The sequence below is a fragment of the Vibrio sp. TH_r3 genome (assembly GCF_033101115.1).
Classification (GTDB): Bacteria; Pseudomonadota; Gammaproteobacteria; order Enterobacterales; family Vibrionaceae; genus Vibrio.
Map to the genome: position 1 here is coordinate 68,994 of NZ_JAWMPW010000004.1, position 21,650 is coordinate 90,643.

The window sequence follows — 21,650 nt, forward strand, 5'->3', positions numbered from 1 at the left end:
TGATTAAACTGACAGGTCAAATAGACTGACTAAGTAAACTGGTTAAACTGGCTGGCTAAGCCAACTGATTAATTAGTTAACATATTGATACTATGAGTTAAATGATTCACTTGTTGAACAGTATGATTCGCTGTTAAGGTAATTCTTATTCTGCTCGTTTGCTTGGCCACCGTGGGGGGACGAATTGCGGTAACCCAATTACCTGATGCTTTAAGTTGATTAGCAAGTCGACAGGTTCGTTCAACATCACCACAAATAAACGGCTTAATCGGCGTATTAGTAGCAACAAAACCAGCAAGACCATTTAAGCCTTTATCATAAGCATGATACAACTCGGCTAATTTATCTCTGCGCCATTGTTGAGTACGCAACATAGTCGCAGCATGGTTGAGTGCATGAGCTTGGCTAGGCGGTAATGCAGTTGAATATACATGATGGCGAGCAAACTGAGTTAAGTAATCACCAGTACTGGCATTGCAAAGTACCGCCGCGCCCGATAAACCAAATGCTTTACCAAAGGTCACCACCAGAAATTGCGGCTTAATGCCCGCTAGTTGACAACTGCCCGCACCATTTTTACCTAACACCCCGATACCGTGCGCATCATCGACCATTAACCAAGCATTAGATTGGTTAACCACCTGATTAATTTGATTAAGAGGCGCTTGGTCACCATCCATACTAAACACACCTTCAGTAACCACTAGTGGCGGTTTGCGACTGAGCAAAAGGTGACGCAACTGTTCAATATCATTATGTTTAAAACGTCTCATCTGAGCTGGGCTTAACTTGCCAGCTTCTAACAAAGAGGCATGATTTAATTTGTCTTGCAGTAAAAGATCATCTTTTTGTAATAAAGAAAATAACACCGCTTGATTGGCACTAAAGCCCGAACTAAATACTACCGCTCGGCTGTAACCTAACCAATCACACAGCGTGTCTTCTAAAGCTTGATGAGCAGGTGAAAACCCCGTGACTAACGGTGATGCACCACTACCGACGCCATATTTGTCGATTCCTTGTTGCCATGCTTGCGCTAATTCAGATGAGCTCGCTAAGCCCAAATAATCGTTGCTAGAAAAATTCACATAGCGTTTTTCTACTCGATTGAGGTTGTCGTTATATTTATCAGAGCCAGTTTTATGTTCCGTAGAGCCATGTGTATATTCCGTAGAATCAGGTGTATATTCAGCAGAACTAGGCTGGCGAAGCGTGAAAGTGGATTGATTGCCTCCTTCAAGCACCGTCAACTTTCGATCGAGTCCTGCGTTAACTCGTGCGACTAGTTCAGACTGAATACGCTGATTAAACGGCACGTTTACGCACTTGCATCATAAAACAGATCATCTTTGCCCGGCCGTGCAGCGACTCGCTCCATCACTTTATCAAGCAGTTCATTTTCTTGTATTTGATCCGGTTTTTGACTCACTTGCATGCTGTTGATTCCCAACTTATTAAACAGTTGCCTATCGGTGTCTTCATCTGGATTTGGTGTGGTAAGTAATTTACAACCATAAAATACCGAATTAGCACCTGCCATAAAGCAGAGCGCTTGCATTTGTTCGTTCATGTTTTCGCGTCCAGCAGACAGGCGGACAGCCGATTGTGGCATCATAATTCGCGCCACAGCAATTAGGCGAATAAAATCAAATGGGTCAACATCTTCCGCTTGCTCTAACGGTGTTCCCTTGATTTTAACCAACATGTTGATCGGTACACTTTCGGGATGAACCGGTAAGTTAGCCAACTCAACAAACAGACTGGCACGATCATTAACACTTTCTCCCATACCAATAATCCCACCAGAGCAGATTTTCATACCAGAATCACGTACATGCGATAAAGTATCTAACCTATCTTGATAGGTTCGAGTAGTAATGATTTGGCCGTAATATTCTGGTGAGGTATCGAGGTTATGATTGTAATAATCGAGACCTGAGTCAGCTAACTCTTTGGCTTGCTCTGGCGTGAGCATGCCAAGGGTCATACACGTTTCTAAACCTAACTCTTTAACCCCTTTAATCATCTCTTTTAAATAAGGCATATCGCGTTGTTTAGGGTTTTTCCAAGCCGCACCCATGCAAAAACGCGTTGAACCGGCATTTTTGGCTTGTGTTGCTGCTTGTAACACACTTTTCACTTCCATTAAGCGTTCTCTATCTACATCGGTTCGATAGTGGGCACTTTGTGGGCAATATTTACAATCTTCGGGACAGGCACCAGTTTTAATCGAAAGAAGCGTACTGACTTGCACATAATTATGTTGCTGGTATTGACGATGAACTTGCTGTGCTTCAAACAACAGGTCCATAAAAGGTTTTTCTAGTAATGCACGAACTTCTTCGACTTGCCAATTATGACGAACTTCCACGTGATGCTTCCTTTAGTTGAGTCTGTATTTTTGCTTGTTTGTTCTTGTTTGTTCTTGTTAGTACGAACTAGTCGGGCCGCTTTTTAACCAGCGTGCTTTGTAATACTTGGCTAGTCTACTGATAAGCTTTAAACTGTCAACTATCATTAAGGCATTTAAGCTTACAACTGGACACAAAATAATCAATTGGTAATTTATGGATTTAAATTTTGATCGGCAACACATATGGCACCCTTATACTTCCACGGTAAATCCGTTGACTTGCTATCCGGTATCACGAGCCGAAGGTGCGACTATTCAGTTAGAATCTGGCGAAGTGTTAGTAGATGGGATGTCCTCTTGGTGGTCGGCTATTCATGGCTACAACCATCCACTGCTAAATGCTGCGGCGCATCAACAAATTGACCACTTTTCTCATGTGATGTTTGGTGGTTTAACTCACCAACCGGCGATTGATTTGTGCAAAAAATTACTCAAACTCACACCCGATAATTTGCAACAGGTTTTCTTGGCGGATTCAGGTTCGGTGGCCGTAGAAGTAAGCTTGAAAATGGCCTTGCAGTATTGGCATAGCAAAGGTAAGCCTAAATCCAAATTTTTAACTTTGCGTGATGGTTATCATGGCGATACTTTTGCCGCAATGTCGGTTACCGACCCAGATAATTCTATGCATAGCCTGTACAAAGGCTTTCTTCCTGAACATATATTTGCTGACTCACCCAAAGTTGGCTTCTGGCAGACATGGGATCCTAATGATATAACCGACTTTAAGCACAAACTAACGGAAAACCACCAGCAGATTGCCGCAGTAATAATAGAACCTATTGTTCAAGGTGCTGGTGGGATGCGTATTTACCATCCTGAATTTCTTAAACAAGTTCGCCAGTTATGTAATGAATTTGATGTGCTTCTTATACTGGATGAAATTGCGACTGGCTTCGGGCGAACTGGTAAACTGTTTGCCTGTGAACATGCGAATATCCAACCCGACATTCTCTGTTTGGGCAAAGCATTAACCGGCGGTTATATGACTCTGTCTGCAACATTAACCAGTAAGCATGTTGCCGATACGGTGTGCAACGGTGAAGCTGGTTGCTTTATGCACGGCCCTACATTTATGGGTAATCCTTTAGCATGCGCAGTGGCATCGGCTAGTATGCAATTAATAGAATCGGGTGGATGGCAAACACAAACTGCCTCGATTGAATCACTTTTCGCCGCCAAACTGCCTAGCTTGAATCAGTACCCGTTAGTCAAGGATACTCGTTGGCTAGGCGCTATTGGTGTGGTAGAAACCAAGCGAGCGGTTAACATGGTGGTCATTCAAAAGTTTTTCGTCGACAACGGTGTGTGGATACGGCCGTTTGGTAAGTTAATTTATATCATGCCACCGTATATCAGTAATGAAGAACAAATTAATCAGCTAATAGAAGTGATTGAAAAAGCGGTACAAAATGAAGCCTGCTTTGTGGGCTAGTTAAGTTCGCTCGAGTAAATGACGCAATAAGATCAATAAAGCCGACATCGTATTGTCGGCTTTTATTTGCAATGATGTTACTAAGATCTGCCTTGGCTCGAGATTAGCGTTAGTTCGAAATTAACATTAGTTCGAAATAAACGTAATCCCGAGCTAACCTTAACCGATATGGGTTAAACCATTCATGTACTTACGCAACACTTGTGGGATCTCTATGCGGCCATCAGCTTGCTGGTTGTTTTCTAACACTGCCACCATAGTACGCCCTACCGCCAAGCCTGATCCATTCAATGTATGCACTAATTCAGGTTTTTTCTCGCCTTTACGACGGAAACGCGCTTGCATACGACGCGCTTGGAAATCCCACATATTAGAACATGATGAAATTTCTCGGTAAGTCTCTTGAGCAGGAACCCACACTTCTAAATCGTAAGTTTTACAAGCACCGAAGCCCATATCGCCAGTACATAGCACCACTTTACGATAAGGTAGTTCTAGAAGTTGCAACACTTTTTCTGCATGACCGGTTAACTCTTCCAATGCATTCATCGAATCTTCTGGTTTAGTTACTTGTACTAACTCCACTTTATCGAACTGATGCATACGAATAAGACCGCGTGTATCACGACCGTACGACCCAGCTTCAGAGCGGAAACATGGTGTATGAGCGGTCATTTTAAGCGGTAAATCTGCTTCATTGGTAATCGTATCGCGTACCATATTAGTAACAGGCACTTCGGCGGTTGGTATTAAACACATACCTTGACCTTCTTCTGTTGCTGGTTTGGTATGGAAAAGGTCTTCACCAAATTTAGGCAACTGTCCTGTGCCGTAAAGGCTGTCATGATTGACTAAATAAGGAACATACATTTCAGTATAACCATGCTGTTCAGTGTGCAAATCAAGCATAAACTGAGCAAGAGCACGATGTAAACGAGCAAATTGACCTTTCATCACGATAAAACGCGAACCAGAAATTTTAACGGCACTTTGGAAATCAAGACCACCTGCCAATTCACCAAGGTCAACATGATCTTTTAATTCGAATGGATACGTTTTCGGTTCACCCCAACGAGCAACTTCGACGTTTTCATTTTCGTCTTTGCCGTTTGGTACAGAATCGTCAGGTAAATTCGGAACCGATAAGCTAATACTTTCCAGCTTAGTTTGCAGGTCGGCTAACGCTGCTTTCGCTTCATCTAGTTCACTACCTAGGTTACCAACTTCAGCTAGAATACGGGCAGCTTCATCATGATCGCCTTTTGCTTTCGCTTGACCGATGGACTTCGAACGGGAATTTCGTAGCGCTTGCAACTCTTCTGTTTTGATCTGCAACGATTTGCGTTGCTCTTCAAGTGCACGAATGGTTTCTACGTCGAGAGTAAATCCTCGACGGGCTAATTTTCCAGCTATTTCATCTAGCTCTGTTCGAAGTAATTTAGAATCTAGCATTGCTAATCCTATGCCTTTTAGTTGAGAAAAAACGCTTGATCAACAGTAATATCGTTATCAATGCGCTATAGAATAGTTAATCGAGTAAAGATATCCAAAAAGCACTACTTTTCATAGCGCTTTTGTGGGCTTTTTTCATCTAACGAGGCAAGATAATCTAACTTTTCCGCTATTTTGCTCTCTAAGCCTCGGTTGGTAGGCAAATAATAACGTGTTTGTGCCATTTCTGGCGGGAAGTAATTTTCTCCAGCTGCATAAGCATTAGGTTCGTTATGCGCGTATCGATACTCTTCTCCGTAGCCCATATCTTTCATTAAACTGGTGGGAGCGTTTCTTAAATGATGAGGCACTTCATATTCAGGTTGGTCGCGTGCGTCAGATAACGCTTGTTTCCAGGCGGTGTAAACAGCGTTACTTTTGGGCGCGCACGCTAAATACACAACGGCTTGAGCAATCGCACGTTCTCCTTCTGCTGGGCCTATGCGAGTAAAGCAATCCCATGCTGACACGGCGATTTGCATCGCTCGTGGGTCGGCGTTACCAATATCTTCGGAGGCAATGGCCAGTAAACGACGTACAATATACAGTGGATCACAACCGGCTACCATCATTCTTGCAGACCAATACAGTGCTGCATCTGGGTCGGAACCACGGATCGATTTATGTACCGCCGAAATAAGGTCGTACCAAATATCTCCTTTGTTATCAAAACGAGATACTTTTTCCCCAGCCACCTCCGCTAACAAGGGTAAATCAATTTGCTTTATCGATTCTTCATTCTCTTGCGCCATATCATACATTAGCTCAAGATAATTGAGTGACATACGTGCGTCACCATTAACCAGTTCAGCTAATCGGTCTAACACATTATCAGCAAAGTGTGCTTTTGTTTTGCCTAACCCGCGCTCTTGATCATTTATCGCTTGGTTCAAGACTTGTAAAATAGCGTTATTATTTAACGAGGTAAGTTTATACACTCTCGCACGTGATAATAATGCATTGTTAAGTTCAAACGAGGGATTTTCTGTAGTCGCGCCAATAAAAGTAATCGTGCCGTCTTCAATATGGGGTAAAAAAGCATCTTGCTGGCTTTTGTTGAAACGGTGTACTTCGTCGACAAATAAAATGGTTCGGTGACCAACCAATTTATTCTCTCGAGCCTTTTCTATCGCTGCTCGTATATCCTTTACTCCGGAAGTAACCGCAGAAACACGTTCTACTTCAGCATTAGCGTAATTGGCGGCCACTTCCGCTAATGTGGTTTTGCCTGTTCCGGGTGGCCCCCATAGAATCATCGAGTGTATTTGCCCCGCTTGCAATGCTCGGCGCAACGGCTTACCTTCACCTAAAACATGCTCTTGGCCAATGTACTGTTCGACTGTTGTTGGTCGCATTCGTGCCGCAAGTGGCCGAAAATCTTCATCAGCGGTAAAGTCTAAACTGTAATTGCTCATAAACGGTCGTTACTCATTCACTGTTATTCTGATTTTAGGTTAGTACAAACATTTTTTTACCAGCATATTCATTTTCTACCAGAGTATCACTCGCGCTGGTCGTCAATTTCAACGCCATCTGGAATAACAAAGCTAAAACGTTGTTTGTTTGGCACGTCATTTTGATAGTTATTAAAGACAAATTGGCCTTTTTGACCATCTTGTTCAATCACATTGAACCCTTTAATCTCGCCACTTTGTTCCACATTCAGTTCAAATTGACCTTGATTAGAATCGACCGCGGTAGGAGTCAAAATAAATTGGTCGCCATTTTGCACTACGTTGTAGTTATCCCAATCACTGGCTCTATTACGTGTTAATAGAATAAATGGGGTTTGCGCAGTGGCTTGTTCTTGCCAGTAGATGCTCACTTGCTCAATAAATGGGTCGTAATACCATAAGGTTTTGCCATCTGAAACGAGAATATTTTCGTCGGGTAATGTGGTGGTCCAACGAAATAAACTCGGGCGAGCGATTTCTACCAGCCCTTCTCCTTGCATAACAATTTCATTGTCGGCACTGATCACCGTTTGCGAGAAAGAGGCGCTAAATCCGTCTGTTTTGGATAGGCGCGAATTTAATTCATCTTTGGCGGTTGCCAAAACGGAGGTACTAAACAGTACTGCAGTCAAAGCGACAACGATGTATTGGCAACCACGCAACATACCAAAGCGTGGTTTATAAAAATGCGATACAAAACTAGTTGATACAAACAGGCTAAACAATTTTTTCATTCATTAAACTCGTAATATGAATACTGATTTATTGGACTCGCTCGGTGTCAGTTAGTTCCTAAAATGACTATCGCTCCAACAAGCACTGTGATTACTCTTTCACAGGCGGCGGTGCAATAACTTCACGATTGCCATTGTGGCCTGGCGCACTAACGATGCCTTGTGCTTCTAATTGCTCCACGATACGTGCTGCTCGGTTGTAGCCAATTTTAAATCGTCGTTGCACGCCAGATACCGAACCACGACGGCTGTGAACCACATGCTCCACAACTTGGTCAAACAGTGGATCAACATCTTCATCGCTATCAAGGCTTTCACCCGGTAATAAGGTATCGCTTGTCTGTTCGCCTTTAATTATTTCATCAATATAATTTGGCTGTCCACGGGCTTTCCAATCATTTACCACCGCATGAACATCGTCATCAGATGCAAAGGCACCATGGACACGAATCGTATGGCTGGATCCCGGTGGTAGATACAACATATCACCCATACCTAATAAGGATTCAGCGCCACCTTGATCTAGAATGGTTCTAGAGTCCGTTTTGGTTGAAACCGTGAACGCTACACGCGTAGGGATATTGGCTTTAATAAGGCCAGTAATCACATCTACTGATGGACGCTGAGTCGCCAAAATAAGATGAATACCAGCCGCACGTGCTTTCTGTGCTAGTCTTGCAATCAACTCTTCAACTTTTTTGCCCACCACCATAATTAAGTCGGCAAACTCATCTACCACCACGACTATGTAAGGCAGTTTTTCCAGTAATGGCGGTAACTCATCCATACTGTCACCGGCTTTCCATAATGGGTCATGAATCGGGTGGCCTGCATCTGCGGCCATTTTTAATTTATCATTAAAGCCCTTAACATTTCTCACACCTAATGCCGACATCAGTTTATAGCGACGTTCCATCTCACCAACACACCAACGCAATGCATTGGAAGCATCTTTCATATCGGTAACAACTTCAGCTAATAGATGCGGTATGCCTTCATAAATGGACAGCTCTAACATTTTTGGGTCAATCATGATAAAACGCAAATCTTCAGGCTTGGCCTTGTAAAGCATACTCAAGATCATAACGTTGACACCAACCGATTTACCGGAACCCGTTGTACCAGCCACCAACACATGAGGCATTTTAGCAATATCGGCAATCACGGCTTCACCGCCAATATCTTGCCCCATAACAACCGTGGTTGGAGAAGTCGACTCTTGAAATATCTTACTTCCAACAACATCAGAAAAATACACGGTCTGACGAGTCATGTTCGGCAGTTCTAGACCAACATATGGTTTACCCGGAATCACTTCAACGACCCTTACGGCCATAGCAGAAAGTGAACGAGCTAAATCCATAGACAAACCTGAAATTCGGCTAACTTTTACGCCCGGCGCCAAATCCAATTCAAAACGCGTGATCACTGGACCCGGAAATATATCAACCACTCTCGCTTTGATTTTAAAATCTTCTAATTTCGATTCTACTAATCGAGCGATATCTTCAAGCACTGCCCTATCAATTTGATTTTCACGTTTTTCAGGGTAATAAAGTAGATCCAATGCGGGTAACGGCGTAGTAGGAACTGGCAGATCTTGCTGCTTTTGCATCAAAAATGGATTCTGCTCACCTGCCATATTTTTCTGTGCTTCGGCCACCAGATCTTGGAATGCCAATGAATCGTTATCAACCGCTGTTTGTGGTTCGTTGGATATAGTTGGAGTAGATGGTGTTGGTGCAGATGGAGATTGTGCGGATTCTGGCTCTACAGGATTAGCAGCCCCATCTACCGGTGCAATGTTGTTGCTGGCAAACTCTTGGGAATTAACAGCGTAAGGATCGAGGCTACAATGAGTATCCTCAAGGTGGTCTGTTGCAGTATTTTCATCACCAATATTTTTTACTTCCACCGCATCTTGCGCACCGACTGCCTGTTGCTTTTTATCTTCATCATCTAGCAAGCTATCTATATTGCCTAGCGATATAGACGGTTCTATTTTTCCATCATTTTCTTCTATTGCTAGTGATTGAGGCGCCTCTTGTGGAGATACGACAGAGTGTGACGTCGACCTGTGTGCAACAGTATGCTCGGGATCAGTCAAGTTAATAACAGGAAAATCGCCATTATTTTGCGCATCTTGCTCTAACTTCTCAATCGTTGAATTCAATTGTGAAGAACGATCAATCGTGAGGGGTTGTTGATTCACCTCATCGGACTTGGAGTCTTCATGTGGAACATGAATATTATACCTACGCGGTTCCGGTTTAGCTTCTGGTTCAAGACGATGAACAATTGGACTGTCTAAGGGTTGTTGTTCATCTGACGACTCGGTTACATAATCATTGTTCACTGCATGCAATTTTTCTTTGTTGTTTCCACGTAAAGAATTGACCATCCAAGCAATTGCACCTAAAAAAGAGGATCCTAAAAATTCAACAATTGATAGCCAAGAAATACCCGTTAAAAGTGTAATCCCTGCTCCCCACAAAAATAATAATACAATGGTTGTACCCAGCACATTTAATGTAGGAAGAGATAAACTAGTTAATACGTCTCCGATTACACCACCAGAAGAGAAATACCAAATATCATCAAAATTTATATCAGCCAAACCACAACTGGTCAGAATGACTAAACTCAAACCTAATATTCTGGTCCCCCATAACATTAGGTCAATCGGATCTTTTTCACCTCTTTTGCGAAACAACCCCCAAGTAAGGAACACTAAAATAGGTGGTAAACAATACGCCAAGGATCCAAAAACAAAAAAGAAAGTATCCGCAACCCACGCTCCCAACATCCCAGCAGAATTATTAACTTCCATTCCCCATGATGTTTGTGACCATGAAGGATCAGCAGGACTAAAGCTAAATAGAGAAATAGCCAAAAAAATCGCCATCAACGATCCAAGAATAAAACAACACTCTCGAAGACGCTGAAAACCGTTAAGACGATACTGATCGCCATCATCACCAGTTTTTAAAATAGTTTGTACTTTCGCTTTTTGCTCTTTGAACATAGAATTTTGTTTTTTACTCTTCGTTTATGCTTTAGATATATTCGTTTTTACGCTTTACATGTATAAGAAGATTACTTGGTTATATAAACAATCCGAGCGGCAATTGCCGCTCGACTGATGGGTACGATTTAATACGTTGAATTTAATCATAACATCAACCGAAACCCAATTTATAGCAAGCTTTAATCAGACTCTAGTCCAAATTTAAGGCTTGCATAAATCCTCTTCTATCGCGTTTGGATAACCAATTGATTCGATTGTTTAACTTCTTCCATAACAACATAAGTACGAGTGTCGTTTACACCAGGTAATCGCAACAATGTGTCACCAAGCAGTTTACGATATGCTCCCATATCCGATACACGTGTTTTAAGAAGATAATCAAAATCACCAGATACTAGGTGACACTCTTGAATATCATCTAACTTCTGTACTGCGGTATTAAATTGCTCAAATACATCAGGAGCACCGCGATTAAGAGTTATCTCTACAAATACAAGTAAAGATGCATCTAAATATTGTGGGTTCAATAATGCGGTATAACCTATGATATACCCTTGTCGTTCCAATCGACGAACACGCTCCAAGCATGGAGTAGGTGAAAGACCTACTCGCTTAGACAACTCTACATTCGAAATACGACCATCTTTCTGCAATTCATTCAATATATTGCGATCGATACGATCCAGTTCCTTGGACGGCTTTTTGTAGTTATCTGCCATTTTTTTATTCCACCTTTTAACTTCCCTGCAAAGAAACATATTACAACCTGGTAATATGCAGAATCAAATATTACTTTTCGCTCTTCATATTAGAGGTATATATTGGTTTTAAACTAAAAACCTAGTTATTACAACTATAAACCTAATATTAAACCCATAAATCTAGTTATTAACGCTATAAAACCAACCACAAAAGCTAGAACCTAAGCAATTAAAAGTATCGGGTTCACTATTAAAATATCAATCTAACAACCGCTTGAAACACAGTAAATAACGGACAATATCTCAAGACTAAAAGTGAGCTAGCGCTACAATGAGTTAACTAAACAAACATTCGTCGTAAATGTAAATAAACCTCTATCTGTAAAACCATAAACGCTAGGGCTGAATAAATATTATTTACTTATCTGCACCTTGCAGCCAATTTTTCACAGACCCGACAGCTTATCAAGAGCAACGCTGCCTGTATAGACTATGATACTGCAAAAAATAATTTAGGCTTTCAGGCGACATTATGTGGCTAAATAAGTATCAAGTCGTCCAGCAACTTAATACAAATAAAAATTCGTTCTAACGTATCACCAAAAGCCACACCAACGGAGACTAGCGAAGCTAGAGTAGATCGATTATTTTATTGCATGAATAATAATATTTCTTGGTGTAACGGAACGGTCACAGAACTCAGTAACAGTGACGGTGTAACCATGCTCTTGCAAAAACAGTACTCGGTCGTACACGAGCCAAAGTTCTAATGCTCGCCGAAACATCTGCTGAGCCAAGCTTAAACGTTCCATATGCCAAAAACGCTCTGTTCCTTTTTTCTGCCAATATTCAAAATTTATTGTTGGTAAGACGATATTTTTTTGTTCTGCTGCCCAATAACAAAAATCTTCAAAACCACCAGCAAGCATCGATTTTTTGATACTCGGAATGGCCACATAACCCTCTATATCTAAGCGTTGTTTAAGTAGCAGATCAAACCCTAAGCGATAGCTCATTTCTTGCTCTCGATGTCGCACGACTCTTTGTCCGCCAGTTACCGTCTCTTGCAGTGGGATTCGCAGTTCCGCTTTAGAAAGGTTAAGCGTTGAATTTGAAATTGCGTAAGCAGATAACGGTTGGTAGTGTTTTTTTTCTATTAGATGATAGCAACAAGGTGAAATAGAAATCGCCTGGCTACCCGCTGCGCTAGCATGCTCAATTAGTCGTACATGTAAATCTCCACAGGCATGTAGTGCCACAGCGTGGTGCTGTTCTGTTAGCATGTTTTTAGCTTCTGGTGATAAGGCATCACCTTGAATAAACTTCATGTTTAACGATTTTTTCTGCGCTTCTATTTGTCCAGCCTCACAAAGCGATTGTTGCCACTCAAAACTTGTAACCAATTGAGGTGAATGTGATGCTAAAATTCGACCTAAATAGCCCTTTCCAGCACACCATTCGATCCATGACTGACCTTTATGGTTGTTAAGTAAAAAGCTTCCCATTGACGTTATTTGCTGTAATTTTCTTCCTGGAATACCTGCAGTTATCCCTCGTTCTAAATTAAGTGGCAAGTGATTATCTGTCGATAATTTGACAAGGTGATTTAGGCTTTTTGCGCTAGGAAATACACTATTTACATCTGCTAATAAACGTGTGGTGGATAATTTATACTGTATAATTTGTTCGATAGATAAAGCATTTAACCAATGACATAAATCTGGATAATCTTCTACCCAAGGTAATGTAGACTGAGCACTCTGATGAAATGGTTCAAACCGCCATAGTAACTGATGTTGGCTTAATATCTGTTCAAGCTGTAAAAAGGGTTTGTGCAATGTTTTGGCTCACAGTAGAAGAGTTAACGAATAGGCAAGTCGATATCTTTAAACATTGTTTCTATCTCCGCATTATTTCTCAAAGAGATTGCCTGTTCGACTACAGGGCGAGTCAGGTGTGGTGCAAAACGCTCCATAAAATCAAACATATAAGAACGTAAAAAGGTTCCACGCCTAAATACAATGCTTGCGGTACTCAACCCAAAAATATGGCTTGCGTCAATAACCACTAAATCACTATCTTCAACTTGATTAATCGCCATACTGGCGATAACGCCAACACCAATCCCCATTCTTACGTAAGTTTTAATGACGTCGGCATCGGTCGCAGTAAAAACAATTTTTGCCGTTAACCCTACCTGATTGAATGCAGTATCAATATCCGAACTTCCGGTATAGCCAAACACATAAGTGACTAAAGAAAATGCCGCCAGATCTTCAATGGTTACCGATTCTTTTTGCGCTAAAGGATGGTCTTTGGTCACAACAATAGATCGGTTCCAATGGTAACAAGGAAGCATGATAGCATCTTGATATAAGTGCAAAGCTTCTGTTGCAATAGCAAAATTTGCTGTGCCTTTTGCAACCGCTTCAGACATCTGGGAAGGTGTACCTTGGTGCATATTTAGTGAGACTTTGGGATAACGCGTAGTAAAACCTTTTATAACCTCGGGTAATGCATAACGAGCTTGAGTATGTGTAGTGGATATATTTAATGTGCCTATTTCAGGATTAGTATGATCACTTGCGACAGATTTAATACTCTCTGCACGAGAAAGAATTTCTCTTGCAATTCGGATAATATCCTCACCCGCGGTTGTAACTTGAGTTAGGTGTTTACCGCTACGTTCAAATATTTGAATACCAAGTTCATCTTCAAGTAACCTAACTTGCTTACTAATCCCTGGTTGAGAGGTGTAGAGGCTTTCAGCAGTAGCAGAAACATTTAAATTATGATTGACTACTTCAACAATATATTTCAGTTGCTGTAATTTCATTTTGCTACCTGTATTCCTTTACCGTCTAACGTTATAATTAAAGGTTATAAACCCTATTTATAACCTTTAATTAGGATAATTGATAGAGAAAAACTACCGTTAGAAAGGAAAATTTGCTTTAGGTCGATGCCATGAAGCAATTGCCAAATAAAATGACGATTATGTTGACTATTGATTACTCAATATTTGTGCACAAATTACCATCTTCATTAACCAATACGGCTGTAGGCTGATTAGAGAATAGTGTATGCTTATTGATAATTTATTATTCCACCCGATAGATACTACTTTATGAATATTGGTTTAATTATTATCCTCGTGGCGATATTACTGGTTCTCGTTATCGGCTATAACGTAATGTTACAGTATAAAACAAAGGTTGAGTCTACACGTAAGCAAGAATCCGCTCGCTACCTAACTATTATTGATGCGACAGAAGATCTTATTGGCAATGCTCATCACCTACCTTTCAGCCAAGAGCTACTAATTTGTTTAAATAATCGAATTTTAGACGCATTGGAAAATATGCTGATGCTTGATCCAAAGAATAAGCAATTAGCACAACGAGTTGAAAATATGAAAGGTCAAATCCAAGCTCTAAAAAGTAACAGTACACGTGAAGATAGTACGTCCTTTAAAGTCCCTAATAGTGATAAACAAGCGATTGTTATGCTCAAGTTGGTCAAACGTTTACGAGATACTATCCGTAGCGAGCATAATAAAGGTCGTTTTAATACTCAAAGCTATGTTGCTGAGAATGCTCGTCTAGAAACTATTCAAGTCCGCATTAACATAGAAAATGTCATAAAAAGGGCCAATGAAGCTGTAGTGCGTAATCAAACGGGTACAGCTAGGCAATTACTTAAAAAAGCTATCGATGTTTTAACAACAAAAAATGACAGCTATTCCAACCAAGCTCGTGAGAAACTGCAGTCAATGTTAGATGAACTGGATAGAAATAAAAAAGAACGAAATGCCGATCAGTTATTAGCACAAGAAGAAAAAGAACGTGATAACGACATGGATGCATTATTTGGTGAAAAGAAAAAATGGTGATGTTTGCGCATTTTTAACATCATTTTTGTCATTTATTTTTAACTAATCAACTATTACAGCAACTAATTCCTGCAATAAAAGTGCATTATTCCACTTTTATTGCAGACTAGGTATTTTGCTATTAGTCAACAACACTACAATGAATTAGGCCAATAAATAGAGTCTTTTTTAAACTAACACTTTACCCACATTAATTGCTCCTAGTACTACAGCTCACCATGGTATAATCGGTATAATAAATTTCGCAATAATTTAAATATCATGTACCAAGAACTTTTAGCACCAATCTACGCTTTTCTTAAATGTTCAACCCCCGATGCTTGGGTTGAAGAAGCCAAGAAGCCAAATAACTTGCCTGTTATATTACGCGACCATTTAATATGTGAGTTAAAAGCCGCTCAAAGTGCGATGTTTTTACTTAAGAGGTACGCTTTAACGCCTGAAGGTATTGAGCAGCTATCCGCTCTTGTTTTGCCTTACGAACAGTTCGCCTATAAACGCATTGGCGATCTTGAGTCGTTAAAAGGCCAAAATGTTATTTCCAAATCAATCAAACCCCGAACAGATTGTGTATACGGACAAGACATGATCGATAAAATGGTATTACTGATCAGGGAGGAGTTACATCACTTCTATCAAGTTTTAGAAATTATTGAAAATAACCAACTGACTTATGAGCCTATTCCAGCAGCTAGATACGCTAAAGGTATGATTAAACAGGTTCGCACGTACGAACCTGAAGCTTTGATTGATAAGCTGATTATTGGGGCATTTATTGAGGCTCGTTCCTGTGAGCGTTTTGCAAAGCTGGCTCCTCATCTCCCTGAAGATATTGGTAAATTTTACGTTTCCTTGCTGCGCTCTGAAGCGCGTCACTATCAAGATTATTTAGCGTTAGCTCAACAAATCACAAATGAAGATATTACTGAAAGAGTGGAATATTTCGCTACGCTTGAAGCCGAGCTCATTTCTTCACCAGACAGCGATTTTAAACTTCACAGCGGTTTACCTGAATGAGTTTTTAGGGCTATAAGTTATTTACGAAAATAACAGCGCACCTGAACTCTGGACACATGCACCTATAACACTCGAATTTTACAGTGCAACTTGCCAAAGTTCAGGCCATTTACCTTACTGTAGTGTCTTATTTATATCGGCTAAAACAGCTGCGGGATCATTTGCTTGAGTGATAGGACGGCCTATGACTAAATAATCTGAGCCTGCTTGTATCGCTTCTACTGGTGTCATAATACGTTTTTGATCACCAACAGCGCTGCCTTCAGGACGAATTCCCGGTGTGACCAATTTAAACTCTTTACCTAACTCTGCCTTTAACATAGATGATTCTTGAGCCGAACATACGACGCCATCTAAACCACTGTTTTTAGTTAATTGAGCTAAGCGCATTACTTGCTGTTGCGGGCTAATATCTAAGCCAACGCCCGCAAGGTCGGTTTGTTCCATACTGGTTAATACCGTGACACCAATTAGAAGTGGCCGATCTTTACCGTATGGTTGCAAAATTTCTCGCGAAGCAGACATCATTTTCTCGCCACCACTCGCGTGTAAATTTACCATCCACACGCCGAGTTCAGCCGCAGCTCTTATTGCTTTTGAACAAGTATTAGGAATATCATGGAACTTAAGATCCAGAAAGACTGAAAAGCCGCGCTTGTGCAAAGCTTGCACAAATTGTGGACCATATAAAGTAAACATCTCTTTGCCTACTTTTAAACGACAAGAATTAGGGTCAATTTTATCGACAAAGGCCAAAGCATCTGCTTGATTGTCATAATCTAAAGCCACTATTACTTTTTGATCCAACATTTTTTCTCCTAAATATTTATTCAAAAAAACCTCCAAACAGGAGGTTAATACTACTCATTTAGCTATCGCTAATTATTCTTACCATTATTTAGACTTATTCGACTAAATAACGAATTTTACCCCTGACACTACTCGCCATCCAAACCACGAATTGGCTTAATGGTTCCCCACCCTTTACAAGAAGGACAATGCCAATAAAGAGAATGAGTAGAAAAACCACAGTTTCTGCATCGATAATGAGGTTTGGTTTTTAACTGTTCACCAACAAGTGACCGCAGTGTGGTTAAGCTATCTTTAGCTCGACCTTCTTCTGCGTCGGCTAAATGGTAATCCATTAAACGATGAAAACCTTTCATCGTAGGATTTCGCAACAATTGCTTGGTTAATAACATTTGAGCAGAAGCGTTGCCTTCATGATTGGCAACTAATTGTGCCAACATAAGCTCAGCAGACACACCTGCTTTTTTATCAATACATCGACGCAGAAATTCAACCAGTCGCTCTTCTTGCCCAAGATGATGGTAACATTCAGCTAAGGTTTCAAGCACTTCACTAAGAAAGTCGATATCTTGGTCTAGAACCATTTCCATGTATTTTATGGTACTGGTGTAGTCTTCATTTTCCAAATAAAGCTTACCCAAAGAAATACTCGCTCTGACGCACTTTGGATGTTCTGATAGTGCCCTTTTAAAATAAAGTATCGCTTTAGCTCTATCACCTTCAGCTTGTTCTGACATAGCCAGTTCACACCAAAAATGTGCGATACTCGCGATCACACGTTTACGGCCAAGTTTAACTAACGCAGTCGCGTATTTTATCGCATTATTCCACTCTTGAGTCTGTTGATAGATATTCACCAACTGAGTAAGTGCGGCTTCTTTGTGTGAAGGCTCTTCTACTAATTGCTCAAAAATTTTTTCCGCTCTATCTAAAAAACCAGACACCATATAGTCTTTTGCCAGTTGTTGCAGCGCGATATTTTTTTGGTCTATGGTCAGATTTTTTCTTGAAATAAGGTTTTGGTGAATTCGGATTGCTCGGTCGACTTCTCCGCGTGAGCGAAATAAATTCCCAAGAGCCAGATGGGTATCTATAGTTTCAGCATCTACTTGAAGTAATTCAATAAAATGATCCACCGCTTTATCTGATTGATCAGACAAAAGCAAATTAAGTCCCGTGACATATTGCCGAGAAATTTGGTGTGATTGTTCTTGCTTATCTTGCCGCGCACTACGGTTACCCATATACCAACCGTAAGCGGCTGCAATGGGTAATAATAAGAAGAGTAGTTCAAGCATTTACGTTTACCGCAGCACCACCATTACTATGCTTTCTGTTCAGCAGGTAATGTAGCATTGCTCGTTTTTTTTAACTTGCGTTGTAAACGATGGATAGTCAATTGAGATTTGATCTGCATGCTGCCAATAATCAACCAAGCTAACGCAAATCCAGCAACAAAGACAATCCCTAACAAAGTCGAGAGATGAAATTCACCTTTAGCTAACAGATAGTTAAATGAAACGACTTCTTGATTTTGTGCACCTAATGCTAACGCAATAAGGAAAAGTACAATGACTAGAATCGCTTTTATAATTTTCATGATTCACTACTCCAGAATATTTTGCCAACGTCCAATTATGCAGTAATTCGAGACGACACACCATCATAAACCACTCATAAAAAAGCGGCATACCTAAATATGCCGCTTTTTTATAACTCTAGCCAGTATTATTAGCTGATATCAACGCGCTCACGAAGTTCTTTGCCTGGTTTGAAGTGAGGAACATATTTACCGTCCAATTCTACTTTGTCACCAGTTTTAGGGTTACGCCCTACGCGAGGTTCACGATAATGTAATGAGAAGCTACCAAAACCGCGAATTTCAATACGATCACCACTTTCTAAGGTAGAAGCCATATGCTCTAAAATATCTTTTACAGCGTCTTCTATCTCTTTCGCAGAGAGGTGAGTTTGCTCCGCACAGAGTCTTTCTATTAATTCAGACTTAGTCATATATACCCTCATCACATTTTCAGAAACGTCAAATAATAATAAAAAGGGAGCCAAAGGCTCCCTAATTGCGATTATTATTCGCCTTTAGCTGCCTTGAAAGCATCAGCCATTGCATTAGTGAATCCGCTTGTATCTTCTTGCTTGTTGTTCACTGTTGCCATTGCTTCTTGCTCTTCAGCTTCATCCTTCGCTTTAACAGAAAGGTTGATTACGCGGTTCTTACGGTCTACACCGGTGAACTTAGCTTCAACACTATCGCCAACGCTTAGGATTAGAGATGCATCTTCAACACGATCACGTGATACTTCAGAAACACGAATGTAGCCTTCAACACCCTCTACAATCTCAAGTGTAGCACCTTTTGCGTCAACTGCAGTAACAGTTGCTTTAACTAGGATGCCTTTCTTGTTGTCTGCAACGAATGCATTGAACGGGTCATTTTCCATTTGCTTAACGCCAAGAGAAATACGCTCACGCTCTGCATCAACTGCAAGAACTACTGCAGAGATTTCATCGCCTTTCTTATAATCACGTACCGCATCTTCTCCTGCAACATTCCAAGAGATATCAGATAGGTGAACAAGACCGTCGATGCCGCCGTCAAGACCGATGAAGATACCAAAGTCAGTGATAGACTTGATCTTACCAGTTACTTTATCGCCTTTAGCTTGCGCTTCAGCGAATGACTGCCAAGGATTAGCTTTACATTGTTTCAGGCCAAGAGAAATACGACGACGTTCTTCGTCAATCTCAAGAACCATAACTTCAGCTTCGTCGCCTACGTTAACTACTTTAGATGGGTGGATGTTTTTATTCGTCCAATCCATTTCTGAAACGTGAACTAGACCTTCAACGCCTTCTTCGATTTCCACGAAGCAGCCGTAATCAGTAAGGTTAGTAACACGACCAGTTAGTTTGTGACCTTCTGGGTAACGCTTAGCGATTGCTACCCATGGATCTTCGCCAAGTTGCTTAAGACCTAGAGATACACGAGTACGCTCACGGTCGAACTTAAGAACTTTAACTAGGATTTCGTCACCTACGTTTACGATCTCAGATGGGTGCTTAACACGCTTCCAAGCCATATCAGTAATGTGAAGTAGGCCATCTACACCGCCAAGGTCAACGAATGCACCGTAGTCAGTAAGGTTCTTAACGATACCTTTAACTTCGCTACCTTCTTGAAGAGTTTCAAGAAGTTCGTCACGCTCAACACTGTTTTCAGATTCGATAACAGCACGGCGAGAAACAACAACGTTGTTACGTTTTTGATCTAGCTTAATTACTTTAAACTCTAGCTCTTTGTTCTCTAGGTGAGCAGTGTCGCGGATTGGGCGAACATCTACTAGTGAACCAGGTAGGAACGCACGGATACCGTTAAGTTCTACTGTGAAACCACCTTTAACTTTACCGTTAATGATACCAATAACAGTTTCAGCTTCTTCGTATGCTTTTTCAAGAACGATCCAAGCTTCGTGACGCTTAGCTTTCTCACGAGAAAGTTGAGTTTCACCAAAGCCATCTTCAACAGCGTCTAGTGCTACGTCGATTTCTGAGCCAATTTCAACTTCAAGTTCGCCAGCAGCGTTCTTGAATTGCTCTGCTGGGATAGCAGATTCTGATTTTAGGCCAGCATCAACAAGAACAAAGCCGTTCTCGATTGCTACAACAGTACCTTTAACAATGGTACCTGGGCGAAATTCTAGTTCGTTTAGAGACTCTTCAAAGAGTTGAGCGAAAGATTCAGTCATTAATTTGATCTTCAATTATTAAACTTCCACGGGCATCCTACCGCGTGGGGTTGATAAAATAGCCAGTCATCATCCTTGCGACCGACCTCCTATTGCCTCTTACATTAAGACAATTTAGATTCGATATATTCAAGCGCTTGCGCTACCACTTCTTCAATAGAAAGTGATGTAGAATCAAGCACTAATGCGTCATCAGCAGGACGTAGCGGAGCCACCGCACGGTTGCGGTCTCTATCATCGCGTTCCTGTATCTCACGCAAAAGGTGGTCAAATTTAACACTTAACCCCTTATCTTGCAACTGCTTAAGGCGTCTAGTTGCCCTTTCTTCAGCCGTTGCATCTAAGAAAATTTTCACTTCTGCATTTGGAAAAACAACGGTTCCCATATCCCTTCCATCTGCAACCAAGCCATCTTCTGAGCTAAATGAACGTTGGCGTCGTAGTAGTGCTTCACGAACACGAGGCAGTGCCGCCACTTTTGATGCGGCTGTTCCGGTTTCTTCTTTGCGTAACTCTGAAGAAACATCTTCCCCTTCTAAGATGACCTTAACCAGATCACCATCAGCAATAAATTGAACATCTAGATGAGTCGCTAGAGGAACGAGTGCCTCTTCTGATTCCGTATCGACACCATGATGAATAGCGGCAAGAGCAAGTACTCGGTAAATAGCGCCTGAATCTAATAAGTTAAAGCCTAATTTCTTAGCCAACAACATACATAGCGTGCCTTTACCAGCTCCGCTTGGTCCATCAACGGTTACGACCGGTGTATTTGAGGACATCTGTTACTCCAATTTGATTTTTTAGCCATTCTATTAAATATAACGCCGTTTTATCGGCGGCATATTATAAGTTGAAATGAGATTAGGAGCGAGAAAAGAAAGTCGAAAAGTTAAAACTTAATCAAATTT

General features: G+C 41.0%; 18 protein-coding genes and 1 pseudogene. 4 read left to right on the top strand and 15 right to left on the bottom strand.

Annotated features, from left to right (window positions below; all coding sequences use genetic code 11):
- Positions 1–68: 68 nt before the first annotated feature.
- Positions 69–1,316, bottom strand: coding sequence for an 8-amino-7-oxononanoate synthase (bioF, locus tag R3X26_RS05780; RefSeq protein WP_317716274.1), 1,248 nt, complete (start codon positions 1,314–1,316; stop codon positions 69–71).
- 2 nt (positions 1,317–1,318) lie between these two features.
- Positions 1,319–2,371 (bottom strand): biotin synthase BioB, encoded by a 1,053-nt coding sequence (gene bioB / locus R3X26_RS05785; RefSeq protein ID WP_317716275.1) that lies wholly within the window; start codon positions 2,369–2,371, stop codon positions 1,319–1,321.
- Positions 2,372–2,567: 196 nt separating this feature from the next.
- On the opposite strand from bioB, the gene bioA reads away from it, so the two are divergent.
- On the top strand, positions 2,568–3,848 hold the full coding sequence (gene bioA, locus R3X26_RS05790) for an adenosylmethionine--8-amino-7-oxononanoate transaminase (RefSeq protein WP_317716276.1): 1,281 nt from the start codon (positions 2,568–2,570) through the stop codon (positions 3,846–3,848).
- 159 nt (positions 3,849–4,007) lie between these two features.
- Here bioA and serS read toward each other — a convergent pair whose 3' ends face one another.
- The 5 genes from serS to lrp all read right to left on the bottom strand — a co-directional run bounded on the left by serS (position 4,008) and on the right by lrp (position 11,274).
- Positions 4,008–5,300, bottom strand: coding sequence for a serine--tRNA ligase (gene serS / locus R3X26_RS05795; protein ID WP_317716277.1), 1,293 nt, complete (start codon positions 5,298–5,300; stop codon positions 4,008–4,010).
- A 104-nt stretch (positions 5,301–5,404) separates the two neighbouring features.
- The gene (locus R3X26_RS05800; protein WP_317716278.1) at positions 5,405–6,754 is read right to left on the bottom strand and encodes a replication-associated recombination protein A; all 1,350 of its coding nucleotides are present in this window, start codon (positions 6,752–6,754) and stop codon (positions 5,405–5,407) included.
- Between the two features lie 86 nt (positions 6,755–6,840).
- A complete protein-coding gene (lolA, locus tag R3X26_RS05805) occupies positions 6,841–7,458 on the bottom strand; it encodes an outer membrane lipoprotein chaperone LolA (RefSeq protein ID WP_317716435.1) in 618 nt (205 codons plus the stop codon).
- A 160-nt stretch (positions 7,459–7,618) separates the two neighbouring features.
- Positions 7,619–10,552: a DNA translocase FtsK gene (locus R3X26_RS05810; RefSeq protein ID WP_317716279.1), complete on the bottom strand. Its 2,934-nt coding sequence runs from the start codon at positions 10,550–10,552 to the stop codon at positions 7,619–7,621.
- A gap of 227 nt (positions 10,553–10,779) precedes the next feature.
- Positions 10,780–11,274 (bottom strand): leucine-responsive transcriptional regulator Lrp, encoded by a 495-nt coding sequence (lrp, locus tag R3X26_RS05815; RefSeq protein WP_317716280.1) that lies wholly within the window; start codon positions 11,272–11,274, stop codon positions 10,780–10,782.
- A gap of 392 nt (positions 11,275–11,666) precedes the next feature.
- On the opposite strand from lrp, the pseudogene R3X26_RS05820 reads away from it, so the two are divergent.
- Positions 11,667–11,774, top strand: a pseudogene (locus tag R3X26_RS05820) (alanine dehydrogenase); the annotation flags it as partial.
- A 126-nt stretch (positions 11,775–11,900) separates the two neighbouring features.
- Here the strand turns inward: R3X26_RS05820 and R3X26_RS05825 are convergent.
- Both R3X26_RS05825 and cysB read right to left on the bottom strand, forming a co-directional pair.
- Positions 11,901–13,094, bottom strand: a complete 1,194-nt coding sequence (locus R3X26_RS05825; protein WP_317716281.1) for a methyltransferase — start codon at positions 13,092–13,094, stop codon at positions 11,901–11,903.
- A 23-nt stretch (positions 13,095–13,117) separates the two neighbouring features.
- The gene (gene cysB / locus R3X26_RS05830) at positions 13,118–14,092 is read right to left on the bottom strand and encodes an HTH-type transcriptional regulator CysB (protein WP_317716282.1); all 975 of its coding nucleotides are present in this window, start codon (positions 14,090–14,092) and stop codon (positions 13,118–13,120) included.
- A gap of 291 nt (positions 14,093–14,383) precedes the next feature.
- Between cysB and R3X26_RS05835 the strand changes: the two genes are divergently transcribed.
- Both R3X26_RS05835 and miaE read left to right on the top strand, forming a co-directional pair.
- The gene (locus R3X26_RS05835; RefSeq protein WP_317716283.1) at positions 14,384–15,148 is read left to right on the top strand and encodes a DNA repair protein; all 765 of its coding nucleotides are present in this window, start codon (positions 14,384–14,386) and stop codon (positions 15,146–15,148) included.
- Between the two features lie 261 nt (positions 15,149–15,409).
- Positions 15,410–16,165, top strand: coding sequence for a tRNA isopentenyl-2-thiomethyl-A-37 hydroxylase MiaE (gene miaE / locus R3X26_RS05840; protein WP_317716284.1), 756 nt, complete (start codon positions 15,410–15,412; stop codon positions 16,163–16,165).
- Positions 16,166–16,279: 114 nt separating this feature from the next.
- On the opposite strand, the gene pyrF is transcribed toward miaE, so the two are convergent.
- From pyrF to cmk, 6 genes are all read right to left on the bottom strand, one after another.
- Positions 16,280–16,975, bottom strand: a complete 696-nt coding sequence (gene pyrF / locus R3X26_RS05845; protein WP_317716285.1) for an orotidine-5'-phosphate decarboxylase — start codon at positions 16,973–16,975, stop codon at positions 16,280–16,282.
- 128 nt (positions 16,976–17,103) lie between these two features.
- Positions 17,104–18,273 (bottom strand): lipopolysaccharide assembly protein LapB, encoded by a 1,170-nt coding sequence (gene lapB / locus R3X26_RS05850; protein ID WP_317716286.1) that lies wholly within the window; start codon positions 18,271–18,273, stop codon positions 17,104–17,106.
- A gap of 26 nt (positions 18,274–18,299) precedes the next feature.
- A complete protein-coding gene (locus R3X26_RS05855; RefSeq protein WP_317716287.1) occupies positions 18,300–18,575 on the bottom strand; it encodes a LapA family protein in 276 nt (91 codons plus the stop codon).
- Positions 18,576–18,706: 131 nt separating this feature from the next.
- Positions 18,707–18,988, bottom strand: a complete 282-nt coding sequence (gene ihfB, locus R3X26_RS05860) for an integration host factor subunit beta (protein WP_317716288.1) — start codon at positions 18,986–18,988, stop codon at positions 18,707–18,709.
- Between the two features lie 74 nt (positions 18,989–19,062).
- Positions 19,063–20,739, bottom strand: coding sequence for a 30S ribosomal protein S1 (gene rpsA / locus R3X26_RS05865; protein WP_317716289.1), 1,677 nt, complete (start codon positions 20,737–20,739; stop codon positions 19,063–19,065).
- Positions 20,740–20,843: 104 nt separating this feature from the next.
- On the bottom strand, positions 20,844–21,521 hold the full coding sequence (gene cmk, locus R3X26_RS05870) for a (d)CMP kinase (protein ID WP_317716290.1): 678 nt from the start codon (positions 21,519–21,521) through the stop codon (positions 20,844–20,846).
- Positions 21,522–21,650: the final 129 nt, after the last annotated feature.

Bases quoted from the DNA above. Each gene is read 5' to 3' on its own strand.
- bioA (WP_317716276.1), top strand. From the start codon at position 2,568: ATGGATTTAAATTTTGATCGGCAACACATATGGCACCCTTATACTTCC.
- serS (WP_317716277.1), bottom strand. From the start codon at position 5,300: ATGCTAGATTCTAAATTACTTCGAACAGAGCTAGATGAAATAGCTGGA.
- R3X26_RS05800 (WP_317716278.1), bottom strand. From the start codon at position 6,754: ATGAGCAATTACAGTTTAGACTTTACCGCTGATGAAGATTTTCGGCCA.
- lolA (WP_317716435.1), bottom strand. From the start codon at position 7,458: ATGTTGCGTGGTTGCCAATACATCGTTGTCGCTTTGACTGCAGTACTG.
- R3X26_RS05810 (WP_317716279.1), bottom strand. From the start codon at position 10,552: ATGTTCAAAGAGCAAAAAGCGAAAGTACAAACTATTTTAAAAACTGGT.
- lrp (WP_317716280.1), bottom strand. From the start codon at position 11,274: ATGGCAGATAACTACAAAAAGCCGTCCAAGGAACTGGATCGTATCGAT.
- cysB (WP_317716282.1), bottom strand. From the start codon at position 14,092: ATGAAATTACAGCAACTGAAATATATTGTTGAAGTAGTCAATCATAAT.
- R3X26_RS05835 (WP_317716283.1), top strand. From the start codon at position 14,384: ATGAATATTGGTTTAATTATTATCCTCGTGGCGATATTACTGGTTCTC.
- miaE (WP_317716284.1), top strand. From the start codon at position 15,410: ATGTACCAAGAACTTTTAGCACCAATCTACGCTTTTCTTAAATGTTCA.
- pyrF (WP_317716285.1), bottom strand. From the start codon at position 16,975: ATGTTGGATCAAAAAGTAATAGTGGCTTTAGATTATGACAATCAAGCA.
- lapB (WP_317716286.1), bottom strand. From the start codon at position 18,273: ATGCTTGAACTACTCTTCTTATTATTACCCATTGCAGCCGCTTACGGT.
- R3X26_RS05855 (WP_317716287.1), bottom strand. From the start codon at position 18,575: ATGAAAATTATAAAAGCGATTCTAGTCATTGTACTTTTCCTTATTGCG.
- ihfB (WP_317716288.1), bottom strand. From the start codon at position 18,988: ATGACTAAGTCTGAATTAATAGAAAGACTCTGTGCGGAGCAAACTCAC.
- rpsA (WP_317716289.1), bottom strand. From the start codon at position 20,739: ATGACTGAATCTTTCGCTCAACTCTTTGAAGAGTCTCTAAACGAACTA.
- cmk (WP_317716290.1), bottom strand. From the start codon at position 21,521: ATGTCCTCAAATACACCGGTCGTAACCGTTGATGGACCAAGCGGAGCT.